This is a genomic window from Desulforhopalus vacuolatus (assembly GCF_016918505.1).
Lineage (GTDB): Bacteria > Desulfobacterota > Desulfobulbia > Desulfobulbales > Desulfocapsaceae > Desulforhopalus > Desulforhopalus vacuolatus.
This window is the reverse complement of record NZ_JAFFPZ010000015.1, coordinates 13510-33524: the sequence shown is the minus strand read 5'-3', so window position 1 is coordinate 33524 and position 20015 is coordinate 13510. Positions and strand designations below refer to the sequence as shown.

Sequence of the window (20015 nt, the reverse complement as noted above, 5' to 3'; positions counted from 1 at the left end):
TTCAGGGTAATGAGCATCACATTTATAGCACGGCAAGGCCGAGGATACATTTTGTATTGGCGGATTCAAAGGCAGGGGCGGGAAAAGGGAGAAAGGAGACGGGAGACGGGAAAAAGCAAAAAATTCCGTAGAGACGACCACTTTGGGCGTCTCCAGTACAACCGACGTTTCTACAATGAGATCAATTTTACATCCTGTTTCTCCATTCGTAATCGCCAAAAAAGATGTCCACGCAGTTGCGTTCTCTGGTCAGTAAAAAATGTGATTGGTATAAGAGGATATTTACAGTAAAAAGTAAAATGTTTTGACTCTGGTTTACAAGTAACCATTCCTCACCCTCTTTTTAAGCAGCAACAGCTTCATAAATGGGAGAAGGAACATCTGGGTAAGCTCTAAAAACATGATGATAAACAGCCCCTGCAACATCTTCAACATCGGCTTCACTATAACAACTCTCCGGCAAACCACTTTCATCACTATAGAGTAAATCGTAAATAGTGGTATGTATCGCATCACGAGAAGATTCTTTATCACGCCAATGATGGTATTTAGTTACTCCAGCCTTAACAACAGCAAGCAGGTCTACAGTGACTTCCTTGATGCGCTTAATTTCTATGACACTGAGTTCAGACTTTTTCAGCAAATCATAAAGTGCAAGACTCTCTTCCGTCAGCCCTTCACGAACAGCGCGATTTTCTTCCTCCCCTAAACCTTGTTCCACTCTCAACAATTCTTCAAACGTGTGTTCGATAGTCACCCGGTTCTTTTCACTATTATACTCAGCAATAATCTTTTCATAATGTGCCTGCATATCGGTACGTAACGGGTTACGGTCAAGCATTTTTTTGAGCCGATTCCCAATCATGGCACTCAGACACTGCACAGCTGTCTTCTTCGCCGGGCTTCTCTCAAACTCCTGCCTTAAACGTTCAAAGTCAATTCTACTGATATCATAGACGGGGTGTTCCTCTACGATTTCAGGCAGAGAAGGTGGACTGGTCTCAATAACCTCATCAATCACACCATGCAATATTCTTATAATATCGCTAATGTCCGCATTCTCACGATCTTTCTGCAAATGTTTATACACCACATTGATGGCATCGCGGTTTGGGCGATACTCATTTACCCGTGGGTCGTTAATACATGCCTTGAATTTCTTAAACACAGCGCGACACATAATCTCGAATCGTTTGCGTGTTTCGTCGTTTTCATTGGCCGCTTCCTTAGCCTTTACAATAGCTGCATTACGTGCAAAACCGGTCATTAACTTGATATCTTCAAGGGAAGCTTCTTTATCATCCAGAAAACCCCGCACCAAGCCAATGGCCTCAGCCAAATCCTCCAACAAATCTTCCATTGGACGACTCGGATCAGTTCTCCCACTCATACCTCCACGGCCACCATCGCCATGACCCGCAAACGTTGCCAAAGCTTTACGCAGCCCCTTCAATATTCCACAATAATCGACAATAAGACCGTTATTCTTCCCCTCACTCACCCTGTTCGCTCGAGCAATCGCCTGCATAAGCGTATGCGCTTTGAGTGGTTTGTCGATATACAAGGTTGAAAGACCTGGTACATCAAAGCCGGTAAGCCACATGGCACAGACAATAACAACACGAAACGGATGAGCAGGCTCTTTGAAGGCAGAAGCCATATCCAACCGCTGCATCCCAATAAATGCAGGCTGGCTTCTTAACTTTTCAGGGATCTCAAAGCCTTCTTTAATCAGTCGCCGGTGGGGAGTAATATCCAGCTTCCACTTACGAAACTTTTCCACTTCACCCTGCTCTTCACTCACCATTACTGCGATCTGTGTTTCCTTCATCCAGGCAATTTGCTGCATGCGATACACTTCTTCTTGTTGATCAAACGTTTGTGTCAGCTCTCGGGTCAAAAGCTCAATTCGTTTTTGCCACTCTTTTACAATCAGATTATACATCCTCACACAGGTGATTTTATCGACACAGACCACCATCGCCTTGCCGTTTTCCCAGCCCGTTGAGTAGTGCTCCACAAAATCCTCAGCCACCTGAGACAACCTCTTTTCCGCAGTGATAATGTGATAATCTTGCTTTAACGACTGTTCCAATCGCTGTTGTTGATCAAGGTTTTCATATTCAATTTTTTCTAGTTTATCGGCAATCCGCTCGTTCAAATCATGTGTAGCAATGCCTAAGCGTTCGCCCCGGGCATCATAATAGAGTGGCACTGTTGCACCATCCTCAACCGCCCGCTGAAAATCATAGGTAGAAACATAGTCACCAAAGACACGGCGGGTAATCTCCTCATCCGAAAAGAGCGGCGTACCCGTAAAACCCATAAAGCTTGCATTGGGCAGGGCATTGCGCAGGTTCAAGGCCAGCATGCCATATTGGGTGCGATGCGCCTCGTCGGTAATGACAATCACATCATCACGCTCGGAATAACATTCACCAGCATCGACATCCTGATTAAATTTTTGAATCAGTGAAAACACATAGGATTTATGTTCGCCCAGTAATTGTCTGAGATGTTTACCATTACCCGCCCGGCACGGTTCGCGTTCGTTGTTCACGACCCCGCATCCTGCAAAAGTGATATGGCTACACTATCCCGGACACACAAATACAGGTATAATGCCTGATAATGGAGGTGTGTCCCGTGAATTCAAATTATTCGTCCCAATTTAAGCAGGATGCTGTCAAGTTGGCGGTTGAATCAGACCAATCAATAGCCCAGACAGCAAAAGATTTAGGCGTGAATGGTAACACTCTTTACACGTGGATAAGGAAGTATCGCCAAGTGAAACCTTCAGCAAATAAAGGCTCCGGTGAGAACCACCCTTATGAAGAATTGAAACGCCTTCGTCGGGAAAACGCTCAACTGAAAGAGGAGCGCGATATTCTAAAAAAGGCGGCAGCGTACTTTGCAAAGAACAGTCGGTGAAGTACGCCTGGATGAAAAAACAGACTGAGTTTCGTGTTCAGCCGATGTGTCGTGTTCTGCAAGTTTCCCGAAGTGGCTACTATGAATATTTACACCGACTGCCCAGCGTCCACAGCACTGAGGATGACCGGCTTCGTCCTCAGATCAAAGCTGCTTTCGAAAAAGGTCGAAAGAACTATGGTACCCGACGAATAAAAAAGGCTCTGGAGAAAACAAAAAATATTGTCAGTCGCCGCCGTATCGGGCGGTTGATGGAAGAAGAAAATCTTCAAGTTCAAACCAGACGAAAGTTTAAGGTGACAACAAATTCAAATCACGACAAGCCAATCGCACCGAACCTTCTTAATCGTGAATTTATCGTCACCACGCCGAATACAGTTTATGTTGGCGATATAACCTACATTTCTACACGCGAAGGCTGGCTGTACCTCGCCGTTGTTATTGATCTGTTTTCTCGGGCTGTGGTCGGCTGGTCCATGGGGGCACGTATGATGGCTGATTTGGCCAATGACGCCATGCTGATGGCCGTCTGGAAACGAAAGCCAGACAAGGGCCTTATCTTTCACGGCGACCGAGGCTGCCAGTATGCTTCTGATCTTTACCGGAAGACCCTCAAAACCTACGGTATTCACGCCAGCATGAGCAAAAAAGGTGATTGCTGGGATAATGCTGTAGCCGAGAGCTTTTTCCATACCCTGAAAATCGAACTGATTCATCATTGCGACTTCGAAACTCGCGACGAAGCAAGGGTTGCAATATTCGAATACATTGAAGTTTTTTACAACCGTCAGCGCCTGCATTCCTCTAACGGATATGAGGCTCCGCTGGTCTTTGAGATGATGCAGGAAGCTGTGTAATATTGTGTCCGGAAAAGTGTTGACATATCACTGGACAATGGTAGCGAATTTGCGGCTCACGCCAAAATCAATAAACGCCATTCCATCGATGTCTTTTTTGCAAAACCATACGCAAGCTGGCAGAGAGGAACAAATGAAAATACTAATGGCAGACTCAGAAGGTTCTGGCCCAAAAAATTTGATATGGTGACTCTTTCTCAAGAGGAAATAGACAACGGAGTTCTGTTGTTGAATTTGACACCGAGAAAGATCTTACGCTGGAAGTCTTCACTGGCAAACGTGTTGCACTTATTACTTGAATTCAGCAGCCTTCTAGTTTCCAGTCTGGTCTAAAAAACCAACTATACAATAAAACTAAACTCTTCACAAACATATATTACTCCATACTTAAACACTTTTAGTGCGACTACGGCTATTAAAGCCTCAGGTGGCAATGAGCCGTTGGTAGCATCATAAACTATACCTGATAAAGTTGCCGCGATATCAGCCTTATCACCGTCTATGTTTTTAGTTTTATTACAAAAAAATGTTGTGAGCAATTTTGCAATTGATGAAACGTCTTCACTTTTCCAACCTAAATTTTTATTTTTCCAACCTAAAGCAAATAAATCTTGTTCCGTTTCCTCTTGCACGAATATACTTAGTTCATTCAGTACATTTTCAATATATTCTTCTCTGTTCATGACTAATTATTTTCCTTTTTTGTATTGTCTTATTATACCTTCTTTTTTTTCCAACATTGGCTGGTGAGGGTTAGCTTGTTTCGAAAGATATGTAGGATAGTAATTATCATCTCCTTTAGGAAACAAACATACAAGATAAGGCAACCTTATTAATCTGAGGCCAATGCTTTCCAGTAAAGAAGCATTGGTTTTTTTTTCTTGAGTGGGTTGGCCAGCTAAATCATCCTCACTTTTCAAGATGGAATCTTTTTTCTTTTCATTGTATTCTAGTTCTTCTATATCAGGAATTTCTTCTCTATCAGTGATTATTTCTCCTATTTTTGCGTGATTGATCCAAAATAACTCCGGGACACTTATTTCAGTGAGCCAAAAATAATCAGGTAAGAAACAGCCAAGTCCCTCCACTAGAGACACGTCGGAGTCACACATTATATGATCAGAATAAATATTTTGGATATCCTTGCTGCTAAGGTACTCATTTTTGCTTACAAGAATCGTTCTACAAATAAAAGTTCTTTTTCTATTACCCAGATTGTTTTTAAAAATATAATAAAAATACCTATCAAATAATTCTTTATTTTTCACGGAAAGTTTTGTAAAAAGTCTGTCTGTGGCAAATATATTAACCTGCTCAACGAAGAATGTTGCTGCAATTCTCTCCACTTCATGAAGATTTTCTGTTAGTTTTCTTAGTCCCTTAGGAGGTATGATTAACGCTGCAAGAGGGTAGTCAGAGGTAAATTTATTAGATGCGCTATTTGAAGATATATTCAAATTTATTTTTTCAAGAGTGACCGCATAGTTATAATAGTCAGCTAAAAAACTACATGAAATTTGATATGCTGGGCCAAAGTTGTCGTCCTGAATCACATAATTATCGCACCACAAATAGCTTGACAAAAACGACTGGACATTTTGATCGGAGAAATAACCACTACCATATGCATTCCAGTCATTTTCATTAAAAGTATGACCAATTAAAGAAACTGCATGCCCATCAAACGAGGCACCTACGCCCTCTTTTTTGGGAATACGCAATAATAATATGACTGGTATTTTCGACTCTATTGCTCTGTAAATTGTTTCAATAAAAGATGTAATCGGTAAATCATGAGCGCTGACTTGGATAGGATCCAACTCATCAATGTGATCACTTTTTTTTGAAAGTCCCTTAATTACCGTGATCATTTCCTGAATCCTTAATCCTTTTGAAACCCTTGACAGAATAGCCTGTTTTTTTATATCAGGCTTATCTTTTACAAGAAAATTATTTATTGCATCGCATGAAATATCTTTATCATAGCCTCTTAGTGCGGTTTTGATCGCAGCGTGAGCACAACAATTAGTATATCCATTTTGTTGTGCAAAATAAATACCTCTATCTATAGTAAATTCATTTCCATCTAAGATAACAGTATCTTTGAATGTCCCATATTGATCTTTGACCAATCCGGTCAATATGCATTCTGGTACGTAATATCTAACCTCTTCTTTTTCTCTCCCCCCATTTGTTTGTATCAATGTGTCCTGATGTACGATACAGTAACCAATTAGATTTTTTTTATACTCCTCTTTGTCTATTTTTTTTCCATTTGGGATCTTGATGTCTAGGAAAAAAAACTTTGTACACTTCTTATCTTTTAAAATAGGAGAGTGATCCACACGCATTTGTTTGATATACCTAAAACAACTATTACACTGTCTAGAGAGGTCTATTTTGTTTTTACAAAACATGCCATCTACTGACACATTTGCTTCTCTAATGGCAATAGTTTCGCAGACTTTCTCCATTTTATTCAACCGCAACAAAGAGAGTATTCTTCTAAAGGAAGCAATGCTCCCATATTCCTCAGACAATTTAAAAAAGCTCTCTTTCTTGGCATCAATATTTCTATATTCCATAGTCATAATTCCCGTAATTTTTTAGGTTAAACAGCAAATAAAAAGGGTGATCCAATTGGATCACCCTTTTTATTCAACTACCTATATTAAATGAGAAGAATCATGACTCAATCTAATTCAACCGACTGTACACAACCACCAAACAACCGCATCTCCCCTCGGACGTAATCTTTCCCTTTCTGATTGATCGTAACATTTCGTCGAGCCAAGGTACGTACAATTTCCTTCGTCTTCAAAGAAGTCCGATTATGTTTTCCAGATTTCTTAATTTTAAATTTTTTTGCAAAAGATTTATCAACCATCTCTCTCTTTTCTCCATTCATGAATAAAAATAATTTCATTTCGTCCCTCACCTTGGCAGCCTGCCTCTAAAAGTTAGCTTAGCTGCTTCTGGTACAACCAACTCCCGTGGTGTGACGGGCGGTGTGTACAAGGCCCGGGAACGTATTCACCGTAGCATGCTGATCTACGATTACTAGCGATTCCAACTTCATGGAGTCGAGTTGCAGACTCCAATCCGGACTGAGACATAATTTGAGGATTCGCTCCACCTCGCGGTGTGGCTGCCCATTGTTTATGCCATTGTAGTACGTGTGTAACCCTGATCATAAAGGCCATGAGGACTTGACGTCATCCCCACCTTCCTCCGGTTTGACACCGACAGTCTCTTTAGAGTGCCCAACTTAATGCTGGCAACTAAAGATAAGGGTTACGCTCGTTGCGGGACTTAACCCAACATCTCACGACACGAGCTGACGACAGCCATGCAGCACCTGTCTCCGAATTCGCCGAAGGGCACTCCCAACTTTCATCGGGATTCTTGGGATGTCAAGACCAAGTAAGGTTCTTCGCGTTGCGTCGAATTAAACCACATACTCCACCGCTTGTGCGGACCCCCGTCAATTCCTTTGAGTTTTAATCTTGCGACCGTACTCCCCAAGCGGTCAACTTAATGCGTTAGCTGCGGCAATGAGAGAATATTCCTCACTGCTGCCTACTGTAGGAGCTTGGTCCGTGTTTCAGTTCCAAGATCATCCTCTCAGACCCGCTAACCATCGTTGCTTTGGTAAGGCACTACCCTACCAACTATAGTGCATAGCAGCTGAGTTGAGCCATCAGATACCGCTAACTTACCAATGTGTCGATAATTGTAAATTCAAAAGAGTATCGCTTCACCAGCCAAGGACTATAGCTAAATGGTACGGAACTCCCCCCACGGTAACTTAAAATAGAGGCAACCCTTGGGCTTCTTAAAAAGAACAATCAAGATAACGGCCAACTATATACAGACCACTCTTCCCTTTGATCTTAAATCTATACAGTTAACGTCTCACTCCGAAGGATGTCCTTTTAAATATCTAAAATCGTTAGCCTATACATAACGCATTCTGTTTAGGGACTATTTCCTATGTATAATTCAATTTTAGTCTTGAATATACTTCTTGATATCCCTTTTTGACAAGGGATTTCTTTTAAAAAAAGGGAAAAAAAGGACAGAAAGAGCAAAAAAAGGCCCAAAAAAGCCCCAAACCAGTTAAGGTCAGGGGCTTTAATAAACTTCTATAAATCTACTGCGTACCTGGCATTGGTGCCGGAGGTCGGAATCGAACCGACACGGAGTTGCCCCCGCTGGATTTTGAGTCCAGTGCGTCTACCAGTTTCACCACTCCGGCGTAAAGATTGTTTATACTCTGCTTTACCTGTTTACGTCAAGGGGAAAGCGTACTGAAATCCGCCCTTACTTATAGGTACCTTATATAGCCCCGCTCTTATAAAAACGGTACATGCGCATCACCTTGCGCACATAATTACGGGTTTCCGGAATTGCCGGAATCCTGTGCAGTTTGTGTACCAGACCAGGTCCCGCGTTATAGGCGGCAAGAGCAAGTCTCACATCTCCGTTGAAATCATCCATAATCTGGCGAAAATAGCGGGTACCACCGTCGATATTCTGCTTCGCGTTAAAGGGATTATAAACCTTCAGTTCCCGCGCTGTTCCCGGCATGAGCTGCATCAGTCCCCTGGCTCCCATACGTGAAACCGCACGATGGTTGAAACCTGATTCAACATGAATAATCGCCTTGATCAGCGAAGGATCAACCCCATAACGCGTGGCAATGCTTGAGATCTCACTGTCATATTTTTTTGTCCCCCGTTTATGAGACGAGAAGCCCATGGTAACGATGTCACGTTTAGATGATATCGTTTTACACTGAGCATTACTGCGCACGTTGGTATAGAAAACACCGCCGCGAGAATCGTGACAGACATACAACCCCGCCTCCGCCTCCTGCCACGCGATTACAGTGGCAAGCAGAACAACTATTCCAACCGCCAGCCAGTGTACATTATGTAAATCCCAGCTGTTCCTGTTCAAAGGCATTCTCCGCAGGACTTCGCCCTTATTTGGTTCTCTTCTCCCAATCGGCAAGAAACTGTTTCATGCCTTTGTCGGTCAGAGGATGTTGTGCCAGCTGTTTGATAACTTTCAGCGGAATAGTGGCAATGTCCGCGCCGAGAAGTGCTGAATCAAGAACATGCTGCGGGCTGCGTACGGAAGCGACGATAATTTCGCTCTGGAAACCATAGTTATCATAAATGGTGACAATATCACTGATCAGGTCCATACTCTGCACCCCGATATCATCCAGCCGTCCTACAAAAGGAGAGACATAGGTTGCGCCCGCTTTGGCCGCGAGAAGTGCCTGCATGGCGGAGAAGACAAGGGTGACGTTGGTTTTGATACCCTCGGCGGTCAGCTTTTTCACCGCCTTGATCCCCTCGGTAATCATGGGAATCTTGATGACGATATTATCTGAAATCTTCGCCAGCTTCTTCGCTTCTTCCAGCATGCCGTCCGCCTCAAGGCTCACGACTTCTGCACTTACCGGTCCATCAACAATAGCACAAATCTCGGGAATCAACTCTTCAAAAGGTTTGTTCTCTCTTGAGACGAGGGTCGGATTGGTGGTCACTCCATCGACCAGTCCCATCTCAACACCTTCTCGAATCTCATCAATGTTGGCCGTATCGATAAAAAACTTCATGACTTTTCTCCTTTTTCCTTTCGGAAGATTTGACAACATTCTTTACTGCAAAAATACAATACGCGGCCGTCAACATCAAGCCGCACCGCCTGGCTCCGGGGTACCAGTTTACCACAAACCGGATCCTCCTCGAGGATATCACTGAATTCATCAGCCTGAAGGGGCGGTTTCCCGTCTTTCTCAAGAGAGCGGTTGCGCTCCTTCAGCCAGTTGTTCATGGTTCGCCAGGCAAACCAGATCAGTCCTGCAATGACAAGAAATCGAATAATTCCCATTCTCTCTCCTTTACTCTTTCCAGTCGCAGACTTCAAGCTGCTGACCGGTTTCCCGATTGAGCAGATCCTTCCCCATCTCCGAAACAGTACGGCGGGTCTTCGGATCGACCAGCAGTGGTTCAATCTCCGTCAGGGGCAGCAGGACAAAGAGCCTCCGGCTGATAAGGGGATGCGGCACTACCAGATCGCAACTGTCAACAATATGTCCACCACCCACGCCATAGTAAAGCAGGTCCAGATCAAGGGGCCGGTCCTGATATCCAACGCCTTCTTCTGCGCGGAGACGACCAAAATCGGCCTCCACCACCTTCAGTGCGTCCAGCAGTTCCTCAGGAGAGAGACACACTTCAAGAGATCCGGCAGCATTCGTGAACCATCTGTCACTCACCATATCCACCGGTGACGATTTCCACGGGTGGGAAATGTTGACAGTACGGATGCCGGGGAACTCGCCGAGACAACGCCAGGCTGCACTGAGCTGTTCCCGGCCTCTGCCGATATTGGAACCGAAACCAATCCACGCCGGCATTAAAGTTTCCATCAGAAGTTTTCCAGTCCAAGGACGTCGAACATCGTGTACATTCCTTTTTTCTGTTTCGTCACCCATGCGGCTGCGCGGGCGGCACCCTGGGCAAAATGTTCGCGGCTGTGGGCACGATGACTCAATTCAATCCGCTCCCCCGGTCCGGCAAACATCACCGTGTGTTCGCCGACGATATCCGCAGCACGAATACTCTGGATGCCAATCTCACCTTTTTTTCGCTCACCGATGATACCACTTCGCTCAGTCACGAGTGAACTGAGAAAATCCCGGTCAACACCTTCAGCTGCCATTTCACCGAGTTTCAGTGCGGTACCGGAGGGGGCGTCTTTCTTCATTTTGTGGTGGGCTTCGATAATTTCAATATCGAAATCGTCTCCAAGAATCGCCGCCGTTTTTTTCACCAGCTGAAAGAGGACATTGACGCAGACAGACATATTCGGGGCATGCACACAGGGAAAGGAGCTTTCTGCCAGGCTCTTCAGCTCGGCAAGCTCTTCCGCAGCAAGCCCGGTGGTGCCGATAACCATGGCGGTCCCATGCTTTGCGGCAATACGGGCAAACTCAAGGGTGGCAGTATGAAAGGTGAAATCAATGATCACGTCGCCGCGATCAATCTCTGATTCCAGTCCCTCACCGATAACAACGCCGTTGGCGATACCGAGGGCCAGTTCTCCCGAGTCACGACCGACAGCGGGCCCTCCCACGGCGTCGAACGCTCCGGCCAGTTCGAGTTCTGGATGTTCAGTCACCATCCTGCAGAGCATTTTCCCCATGCGTCCGGCGGCACCGGCTACAATAACCTTTATCACAATGGTCTCCTTAAATCAATTTCAGGTCACGCATCGCCTCTTCCAGCGCAGCGGTGTCATTCACAGGCGGAATGGGCAGACGCGACGAACCATCGCCGATCATACCCATCAGTTCCAGCACTTTTTTCGACGGTCCCGGGCTGGGAGAAGAGAACATCAGCTTCATCATATCATACATTTTATAGTGAAGTTCACGCGCCCCGGCAATGTCTCCGGCCAGCACCTTCTCCATCATCTGCGACATCCCCTGGGGATACACGTTGGAGATAACTGAGATAACGCCCCGACCACCAATAACCACAGTGGGCATGGCGGTAAAGTCGTCCCCGGAGAGGACGATGAAATCCTGCGGACATTTACGGATAACATCACTGATCTGCTCAAGACTTCCGCAGGCCTCTTTGATACCGATGATGTTGTCGATCTGCGCCAGTCGCGCTGTGGTTTCGGGGAGAATATTGACCACCGTCCGCCCCGGAACGTTGTAGAGGAACATGGGGATATCAACTTTCTCGGCAATCGCCTTGAAGTGAAGATACATCCCCTCCTGGTTTGGCTTGTTATAGTAGGGAACGACAGAGAGCACGGCATCCGCCCCGCTTTCTCTCGCACTCTCGGTCAGCTCGATGGCCTCAAGGGTATTGTTCGCTCCGGTCCCGGCGATAACCGGCACCCGCCCCGCCACGGTCTCCACAGTCAGTTCAATGACACGCTTGTGCTCATCAAAATCGGTGGTGGCGGATTCACCGGTAGTACCCATCGGCACAATACCGTGAGTGCCACCGGCAATCTGAAATTCAATAAGATCTTTTAAGCCCTGTTCGTCTATTTCACCATCCTTAAAGGGGGTAACAAGGGCAACAAGAGCACCACAGAATTTTTCCATATCTCCTCCAGACCGGGCTCAGATAAGAGCCTCGGGGGTTATTTGTCCGGTACAGACCAGTCGTGTGGGACCCTGAAGAAAAACGTCCTTCGCCACCGGGCCGTCCTGAAGATCAAAATAGACTGTATTGGTATCACCACCAAGGGTTTCCACCGACACAGGCGATTCATATCCTTTCTGCATTGCGGCATAGAGAGCTGCGGCCACCGCGCCGGTACCGCAGGCCATGGTCTCGCCTTCGATTCCGCGCTCATAGGTTCGCACTTTAATACCGTCATCTTTCAGCCAGACGAAATCGACGTTGGTTCCTGCCGGTTCAAACTGCTTGTCATAGCGGACACTGCGTCCCCAGACTGTTACCGGGACCTCACCTTCCACGAAAATCACCGCATGAGGCACCCCGCTGTTGACAAAAGAGACAGGAAACTCTTTTTCATCAAGAGTCACCGAAAGCCCGAGACGGAAATCACAGGGAGCAGTCATTTTGACACTGACAATCTCCTCCTGCTCACCGACTTTCGCTGAGATAATTCCGGCAAGGGTGGAGAAGGTCATCTCCCGGCCGGTAATCCCGGAACGAAAGGCAAAGCGGGCTGCGCAGCGTGAACCATTCCCACACATTTCAGCAACCGAACCATCCGCATTGTAGAACTGCCAGCGAAAGTCTGCCTCACCACAATCCTCAATGAGAATAAGGCCGTCCGCTCCGACGGAAAACATTCTCCGGCACACTTTACGGGCAAAATCGGCCTGTTCCGCAAGAGGGATGGCCCCCTTGCGGTTGTCAATAAGTACAAAGTCGTTACCCGCGCCGCTCATTTTTTCGAAGGGGAGGGGAAATTCTACTGCCATGGATAAAACTCCTTGAAGATCAATGGCCTCCGGTGGATATAACGAAGACTACGCATGCAATCAGTCCCGCGTGTGACCGGCTTGCGAGCGACTGCTCTCATTCCCGGTCTTATCGACTGCGGTGATAACGTAATACCAGGAAGAATCGGCATCCGCTTTACTGTCATTGAAAAGGGTTGAGATAGCTTCCACCGTGCCGACAAACTGGTAATTTTGGCCGGTGGCACTCCGATAGACGCGGTAACCGGCGAGGTCTGCGGCATCCGAAGGTTCCCAGAAGACCTTCACACCCTGAGTCATTGCCACGACCTGCACATTGGCAGGAGCCTCCGGTGCAGTAGAGTCAACCGGGCTGACGCTGACCGTGGTGGAATCCAGACTCGGCACAAGGGAGCCGCCGAAATTCATCACTGACCGAACGGTATATTTGTATGTACCGCCGTTGTTGACTGTAGTGTCTTTCCAGCTCAGGCCGTCCTGCAGTGCGCCGATTGGAGACAGGTCACCGCCTGTGCTGCGCATCACCTGATAGTGCACTGGTGCGGGCAGTTTTGCACCGTCCTGTAAAATGTTCACTGCCGCCCAGTGGAGGTTCACCTCACCATCACCGGTATCTGCCCTGAGTGCAGAGGGTGCCGCCGGAGGGATGGAGTAGACAAAGGTAACGATATTGGAATCGGGACTCTCGGCAAACCAGCTGTCTTTGGAGCGGATCTTGAAGAAGTAGCGGTAGCCGGAACTCAAACCTCTGGCCTGATATGCACCGTCCCGAAGCTGATTTCCGTCATATACCGCTCCTCCGGGCAGAGCCTGCGGCTTGCCAAAGGGAATCGGGCAGGTCTTGCAGTATTCATCCATGGGGACACCTGTACGAAAGAGCTCAAAGCTGGAGATATCTTCCAGCGGAGCACCCTTCAGTGTCTTTGAGGGATAGCTCCAGGTAAGCTCCACACCCTTGTCATTAATGGTGTAGCGCAGGTTCTCAATCGCGAGGGGGACAACAGACTGCGGCGGAACCGGATCATCTTTATAGCCGCATCCGGAAAGCAGCAGGGTCGTGGCACCTGCGACAATGCAGGCAGCAGTTTGAAGTTTCATTCCATTCCTCTCAGGCTTGTATTCCCAGTTCTTTTTCAGCGGTGGCAACCGCCTCTTCTACACGGACAAGGCTCGTTCCACCGTAGGAAACACGGCTGTTGATTGAACCCTCTGTACTTAGAACCTCATAAACATCTTTGCCGATGACAGGCGAGAACTGTGCCATCTCCTCAAGAGTAAGATCAGGCAGCTCTTTCCCATGATCCAGGCACCAGGCAACCGCGTGGCCAACAATAGCGTGTGCTTCACGAAAAGGCACATTGTGCAGCACAAGGTAGTCGGCAAGGTCGGTGGCGGTCATGCAGCCGATACGGGTTGCCTCGTCCATGCGTTTCTTCTTGAACTTGAGATCGGTAAGCAGCTCAGCAATGATGGACAGCCCGGCACTGACCGTATCGGCTGCATCAAAGACCGGCTCCTTATCTTCCTGCAGATCGCGGTTATAGGTGAGCGGCAAACCTTTCATAATGGTGATAAGTGTCATCAGACTGCCTACTACCCGTCCGGTTTTACCCCGCATCAGCTCGACAATATCCGGGTTCTTTTTCTGCGGCATGATGGAGGAGCCGGTACAGAATTTATCCGGAAGATTGACAAAATCAAACTCACTCGTGGACCACAACACCAGCTCTTCCGAAAGGCGGGAAAGGTGCAGGTGAATCATGGTGCAGGTGGAAAGAAACTCAAGGGCATAATCGCGATCGCCGCTGCTGTCCATGGAGTTGCGCGTCCAGCTTTCGAATCCCAGTGCCTTCGCGGTCATCTCCCGGTCAATGGGCAGACCGGTACCAGCCATCGCTGCACTGCCAAGGGGCGAAAGGTTGAGCCGCCGCCTGCAGTCCTTCATCCTCCCCCTGTCACGACTGAACATCTCAAAATAGGCAAGCATGTGATGGGAGATGAGCACCGGCTGCGCCCGCTGCATGTGGGTGTAACCAGGCATTGCCGCCCCGAGATTCCAGCGTGCCAGTTTCACAAAGGCGGCGCGGACACCATCAAGAAGTTCGACAATAAAATCGCACTGGTCACGGAGATACATTTTGAAATCCACTGCCACCTGATCATTGCGGGAACGGCCGCTGTGCAGCCGTGCTCCAGCGGGACCGATACGATCAATCAGCGCCTTCTCGATGTTCATGTGAACATCTTCCAGCTCCACCTTGAATGTAAAGGTACCGGCATCAATCTCCGCCTCAATCTCACTGAGACCGGTGGTGATTTTATGCAACTCCTCATCGCTCAGAATACCGTTGGCCGCCAGCATGGCGGCGTGGGCTTTTGAGCCGGCAATGTCATACTTATAGAGACGCGAATCATAGCTTATCGACTCACTGTAGGCCTCCATGGAAGCGGCAGTGGTTTCACTGAACCGCCCGCCCCACATCTTTTCTGAGCCTCTCTTCTTTTCCTGTGGCATTCCCTGTCCTCAGCGCTTGTAGCGATTCAGTTTTGCGTTGATCTTCAAACGCAGGCCGTTGAGACGAATAAAGCCTGTGGCATCACCCTGATCGTACACGCTATCCTCTTCAAAGGTGGCGACATCCTCGCGGTAGAGCGACTCCGCAGACTTGCGGCCAACCGGAGTGCAGTTGCCTTTATAGAGTTTCATGCGCACAACACCGTTAACCACCTTTTGAGTTTCGTCCATGGTCTTCTGCAGCAGCTCCCGCTCGGGGGAGAACCAGAAACCGTTATATACCAGCTCGGAGTAGTGGGAAATGAGACTGTCACGAATCTTCATAACCTCACGGTCAAGGCAGATGGTCTCAAGGGTGCGATGACACTCACGCAGCAGGGTACCACCGGGGGTCTCATAAACACCATGGGATTTCATGCCGACAAAACGGTCTTCAACAAGGTCGAGACGGCCAATGCCGTTGGCCGCAGCGAGGTCATTCAGACGAGTGAAAAGAGCCAGCGGTTCCATCTTGTTGCCATCAAGGGCGACGGGATCACCATTTTTAAACTCAACCTCAAGATATGTCGCCTTGTCCGGGGCCTTCTCCGGGGATACTGTCCATTTGAACATATCCTCATCCGGTTCATTCCACGGATCCTCCAGCAGGCCACCTTCATAACTGATGTGAAGGAGGTTTTCATCGCAGCTGTACGGGTTCTTTTTGGTCACCGGCACGGGGATGTGGTGCTCTTCAGCGAACTGTACCAGTTTTGCACGGGAGGTGAGATCCCAGATACGCCACGGGGCGATGATCTGCAGATTCGGGTCCAGGCTGATATAGCCCAGCTCGAAACGCACTTGATCGTTGCCCTTGCCGGTAGCACCGTGGCTGACAGCATTGGCACCCTCCTGTTGGGCAATGCGCACCTGCTCGCGGGCGATCAGCGGACGGGCAAGGGAGGTCCCGAGAAGATAGGAACCTTCGTAAATGCCGTTGGCACGGTAGGCGGGAAAGATGTAATCTTCAACAAATTCTTTGCGCAGATCGGAGATAATTACTTTCTCCGCGCCGGTGGCAAGTCCCTTCTTCTCGATAGCTGCCCAGTCCTCTTTCTGACCGATATTGGCAGCGTAGGCCACCACCGGGCATTTATACTCTTCTGCCAGCCACTTTAGAATAACAGAGGTATCAAGACCTCCAGAATAGGCAAGTACGATTTTTTCTACGGACATTTTTTCTGTTTTCCTTATTACTGCAAACTATAAATAATACCTTGAAGGGAAGCACTCCGCTTCAGGCATGTAAAAACTTCCCAATGTATAGAGCTGAGCTCAGGAGGCTGTGTGACCACCAACCAGCGCTTCAAGCAGCGCCTTGTGCATGTGCATTTTGTTTTCGGCTTCATCGAAAACCACCGACTGTGGCCCTTCGAGCACCTCTTCGGTAATCTCTTCCCCGCGGTGGGCAGGCAGGCAGTGCATGACGATGGCATCCGGTTGACCCTTTTCGAGCAGCGCCTGGTTCAGCTGATAGCCTGCAAAGGCCTTCAGTCGTTCCTCCTCCTGCCCCTCATCACCCATTGAGGAGAAGACATCGGCGTTGAAGACATCAGCATTCTCTGCCGCCACCTCAGGGCTGTGCTGCAGAAGAATTTTATCGTTGCGCTCCATTGCCCACTTGAGAATTTTTTCGTTTGGATGATATCCCTCCGGGCAGGCAAGTACCAGTTCAAAACCGAGGATTGCCGCAGCTTCAAGCCAGGAATTTGCCATGTTGTTGCCATCGCCGATCCACGCCACCTTGAGTTTGTCCAGCTGGCCTTTCTTCTCCAGCACAGTCATCAGGTCGGAAAGAATCTGGCAGGGGTGATGCAGATCAGTCAGGGCATTGATTACCGGGACGGTGGCGTAATCCGCCAGTTCTTCAATGACCTCCTGGCCATGGGTCCGCACCACCATTCCATCCACATAGCGCGACATCACCCGCGCGGTATCTTTCAGCGGCTCCGAGCGGGAGAGCTGGGTATCACGACCCGCAAGGAAAAGGGCCTGTCCACCAAGGCCATACACTGCCGACTCAAAAGAGACGCGGGTACGGGTGGAGGGTTTTTCAAAAATAAGGGCAATACTTTTCCCTTCAAGGACATTATGAAGAATTCCCTGCTGCTTCTCATGCTTAAGAACAATTGCCCTTTCAATGAGTATAGAGAGTTCTTCCAGAGAAAACTGCGCAAGGGAACGAAGGTGGGTTATCACGACAAGACTCCTTTTCTACGGTTATTCTTAAAGATAGCTGATACAAGGCGAAGTTTTCATTGTTACCTGAATGATACGCCCTTTGCAAAGATTTTTACTTCAGGGCACCTTGAATAATCGCCCATCTTCTTCGTTACAATCAAAAAATTATCCTCGGAGGTAAACGCCAGACTCCGATATCAAAGTTATAGGCGGGTACATTTCCTCCTGTTCCTCAAAGAAGAATAAGATACAAGTGTTTCACGGTACCCTTTAGATTTTTGACAGCACTTCGCCGAGAACATTCAGCATCTCGTCAATCTCATCCCGGGTTACGATCAACGGCGGTGCAAAACGAAGCACCTTTCCGCCAGCGAAATTGATCAGCACGCCGTTTTCAAACATGCGATTGACAATTTCGGCACCATGCTCAATTCCTTTTTCCGTCAAGGTTGCGCCAACCAGCAGACCGGATCCCCTTGAGCCGGTAATCAGATCAGGGAAGCGCTGAACAAAATCCTCAAGCCGCTTCATCATCCACGCGCCCTTGTCCCGTACATCTTCAAGAAAGCCTTCAGACAACAACTCCTTCACTACAACTATACCCGCAGCACAGACAATTGGATTACCACCAAAGGTGGAAGCATGACTTCCTGGAACCATCTTCGCCGCAATCTTGTCGGTGGTAAGCATGGCCCCCGCTGGCAGACCGTTGGCCAGTGCCTTGGCAAGGGTGATGATGTCTGGAGTCACGCCAAAATATTCATGTCCAAAGAGATGTCCGATACGCCCCATACCAGTCTGGACCTCGTCAAAGATGAGGAAAATTCCATATTTGTCACAGAGTGCGCGAATACCTTCAATATACTCCTGCGGCATCGGCCGAACCCCGCTCTCACCCTGAATGGCCTCACAGATGATGGCGCAGGTCTCATCATCCACCATCTTCTCCAGGGCATCAAGGTCACCAAAGGGTGCGCAGACAAACCCGGCAGGCATCGGTTCGAAGCCCTTGTGGAAGCGGGGCTGCCCTGTGGCGGCTACTGTAGCAAGAGTCCGTCCGTGAAAGGAACCTTCAAGGGAGATAATCTTATAGCGGCCTTCTGCACTGGCAATGCGCGCCATCTTAATCGCCGCCTCGTTGGCCTCCGCCCCGCTGTTGCAGAAGAAGACCTTATCGGCAAAACAGTTGGCGACCAGCATCTCTGCCAGTTCAACCATCGGCGTGGTGTACCAGAGGTTGGAAATATGCACCAGTTTCGCGGTCTGTTCTGTAATGGCGGCTGTCACTTTGGGATGGCAGTGGCCGAGGGCGGTTACAGCGATACCTGCGAGAAAATCAAGATAACTTTTTCCATTGGCATCCTTCACCCGGCATCCCTGCCCTTCTACGATTACCGCCGGATAGCGGGTGTAGCTGCCGACAATGACTTGATCCGCTCTTTTTTTCCACTCTGCATTACTCTGTCTGTTTTCCATCATCGTATCTCCGTACCAACCCCTTCGGGGGTCAGGATTTCAAGGAGGATGGAGTGCTCCACCCTGCCGTCAAGAATATATGTTTTTACCGCCCCGGCTTCAAGTGCGTCTTTACAGCAGCGCACCTTGGGAATCATCCCGCCGAAAATGGTTTCATCTGCAATCAGCTCTTCCGCCTGCTGCGAGGTTATTGAGGTGAGAAGCCTGCCTTCCCGATCTTTCACCCCGGGAACATCTGTGAGCAGCATCAGCTTCTCCGCTTTGAGAGCACCCGCCACCGCGCCCGCAACGAGGTCGGCATTGATATTGAAAGCCTCACCATCATCACCCACGCCAACGGGCGCAATTACCGGGATGAAGTCGCTCCCGATAAGGATATCAAGCAGCTCGGTGTTGATCTTCGTCACCTGCCCCACCCGTCCCACATCAATCAGCTCGGGCGGTGCATTCTCCAGCACAATCTCGTTCCTGCGACTCACCTGGAGCTTTTCGGCGCAGACAAGATCTCCATCGCGACCGGAGAGCCCTACGGCCATGCCGCCGCAATGGTTAATCAGACCAACTATCTGTTTGTTCACCTTGCCAACCAGTACCATCTCCACCACATCCATGGTCTCCCCGTCGGTAACCCGCATTCCTTCGACATAAGAGGGTTTGATCTCCAGACGGTCGAGGAGGAGGTTGATTTGCGGGCCCCCACCGTGAACGATCACCGGATTGATACCAATTTGTTTGAGCAGAATCACATCCAGGGCAAACTGTCGTTTGAGCTCATCGTCCACCATGGCGTGACCGCCATATTTAATAACAAGGGTCTTTCCGCGAAACTCCTGCATATACGGCAGGGCATCAAGCAGCACTCGCGCCTTCTCAATTCCCCCCATGATTTTTTTTTTCATGATTGTATCAGTTTCTTCAGTTGAATTTACAGAGAGGAAAAGAACTGCCTGAGATCGTCTCCTCATGAATGAACGCCCGGCAGAGAACAAAACCCGCCAAATTCTATATGCAAGGTATT

Annotated in this window: 16 protein-coding genes, 1 tRNA gene, 2 pseudogenes and 1 other annotated feature; of the genes and pseudogenes, 2 read left to right on the top strand and 17 right to left on the bottom strand. The window is 48.4% G+C overall.

The genetic code is table 11. The features are described from left to right. Positions 1-343: 343 nt before the first annotated feature. Positions 344-2581 (bottom strand): annotated as a pseudogene (locus tag JWG39_RS16940) (type I restriction endonuclease subunit R); the annotation flags it as partial. Between the two features lie 50 nt (positions 2582-2631). On the opposite strand from JWG39_RS16940, the gene JWG39_RS10430 reads away from it, so the two are divergent. Both JWG39_RS10430 and JWG39_RS17075 read left to right on the top strand, forming a co-directional pair. Then, positions 2632-3788, top strand: a protein-coding gene (locus JWG39_RS10430; protein WP_205219334.1) for an IS3 family transposase whose coding sequence is annotated in 2 segments (ribosomal slippage) — positions 2632-2905 and positions 2905-3788 — 1158 coding nt in all. Because the reading frame shifts where the segments join, the coding sequence is not laid out codon by codon here. A gap of 24 nt (positions 3789-3812) precedes the next feature. Beyond that, a pseudogene (locus JWG39_RS17075) lies at positions 3813-4087 on the top strand (IS30 family transposase); the annotation flags it as partial. A gap of 42 nt (positions 4088-4129) precedes the next feature. Here the strand turns inward: JWG39_RS17075 and JWG39_RS10420 are convergent. The 16 genes from JWG39_RS10420 to argB form a co-directional block, all read right to left on the bottom strand. Further along, positions 4130-4471, bottom strand: a complete 342-nt coding sequence (locus tag JWG39_RS10420) for a hypothetical protein (RefSeq protein ID WP_205219333.1) — start codon at positions 4469-4471, stop codon at positions 4130-4132. 6 nt (positions 4472-4477) lie between these two features. Next, on the bottom strand, positions 4478-6379 hold the full coding sequence (locus tag JWG39_RS10415) for a hypothetical protein (RefSeq protein ID WP_205219332.1): 1902 nt from the start codon (positions 6377-6379) through the stop codon (positions 4478-4480). 289 nt (positions 6380-6668) lie between these two features. Further along, positions 6669-7575 (bottom strand) — a sequence feature (16S ribosomal RNA rRNA prediction is too short). 384 nt (positions 7576-7959) lie between these two features. Continuing rightward, positions 7960-8046: transfer RNA gene (locus JWG39_RS10410), tRNA-Leu, on the bottom strand. Between the two features lie 80 nt (positions 8047-8126). Continuing rightward, on the bottom strand, positions 8127-8750 hold the full coding sequence (locus JWG39_RS10405; RefSeq protein WP_240192087.1) for a lytic transglycosylase domain-containing protein: 624 nt from the start codon (positions 8748-8750) through the stop codon (positions 8127-8129). A gap of 25 nt (positions 8751-8775) precedes the next feature. Then, entirely contained in the window at positions 8776-9420 is a 645-nt protein-coding gene (gene fsa / locus JWG39_RS10400) for a fructose-6-phosphate aldolase (protein WP_205219331.1), read from the bottom strand. Then, entirely contained in the window at positions 9417-9695 is a 279-nt protein-coding gene (locus JWG39_RS10395) for a YHS domain-containing protein (RefSeq protein ID WP_205219330.1), read from the bottom strand. The genes fsa and JWG39_RS10395 overlap by 4 nt, the downstream gene beginning before the upstream one ends. 10 nt (positions 9696-9705) lie before the next feature. Continuing rightward, a complete protein-coding gene (gene folK, locus JWG39_RS10390) occupies positions 9706-10236 on the bottom strand; it encodes a 2-amino-4-hydroxy-6-hydroxymethyldihydropteridine diphosphokinase (RefSeq protein ID WP_205219329.1) in 531 nt (176 codons plus the stop codon). Beyond that, the gene (dapB, locus tag JWG39_RS10385) at positions 10236-11048 is read right to left on the bottom strand and encodes a 4-hydroxy-tetrahydrodipicolinate reductase (RefSeq protein ID WP_205219328.1); all 813 of its coding nucleotides are present in this window, start codon (positions 11046-11048) and stop codon (positions 10236-10238) included. Before dapB ends, folK begins: the two co-directional genes overlap by 1 nt. A 10-nt stretch (positions 11049-11058) precedes the next feature. Beyond that, complete coding sequence (gene dapA / locus JWG39_RS10380) at positions 11059-11934, bottom strand: 4-hydroxy-tetrahydrodipicolinate synthase (RefSeq protein ID WP_205219327.1); 876 nt, start codon at positions 11932-11934, stop codon at positions 11059-11061. Positions 11935-11952: 18 nt separating this feature from the next. Continuing rightward, entirely contained in the window at positions 11953-12786 is an 834-nt protein-coding gene (dapF, locus tag JWG39_RS10375; RefSeq protein WP_205219326.1) for a diaminopimelate epimerase, read from the bottom strand. Between the two features lie 60 nt (positions 12787-12846). Next, the gene (locus tag JWG39_RS10370; protein WP_205219325.1) at positions 12847-13884 is read right to left on the bottom strand and encodes a fibronectin type III domain-containing protein; all 1038 of its coding nucleotides are present in this window, start codon (positions 13882-13884) and stop codon (positions 12847-12849) included. Positions 13885-13894: 10 nt separating this feature from the next. Continuing rightward, complete coding sequence (gene argH, locus JWG39_RS10365) at positions 13895-15301, bottom strand: argininosuccinate lyase (RefSeq protein WP_205219324.1); 1407 nt, start codon at positions 15299-15301, stop codon at positions 13895-13897. Between the two features lie 9 nt (positions 15302-15310). Next, positions 15311-16516, bottom strand: a complete 1206-nt coding sequence (locus tag JWG39_RS10360) for an argininosuccinate synthase (protein WP_205219323.1) — start codon at positions 16514-16516, stop codon at positions 15311-15313. A 99-nt stretch (positions 16517-16615) separates the two neighbouring features. Next, positions 16616-17539, bottom strand: coding sequence for an ornithine carbamoyltransferase (gene argF, locus JWG39_RS10355; RefSeq protein WP_205219322.1), 924 nt, complete (start codon positions 17537-17539; stop codon positions 16616-16618). Between the two features lie 252 nt (positions 17540-17791). Next, positions 17792-19000: an acetylornithine transaminase gene (locus JWG39_RS10350; RefSeq protein ID WP_275889000.1), complete on the bottom strand. Its 1209-nt coding sequence runs from the start codon at positions 18998-19000 to the stop codon at positions 17792-17794. Further along, positions 18997-19896, bottom strand: a complete 900-nt coding sequence (argB, locus tag JWG39_RS10345) for an acetylglutamate kinase (protein WP_205219321.1) — start codon at positions 19894-19896, stop codon at positions 18997-18999. The genes JWG39_RS10350 and argB overlap by 4 nt, the downstream gene beginning before the upstream one ends. Positions 19897-20015 lie beyond the last annotated feature (119 nt).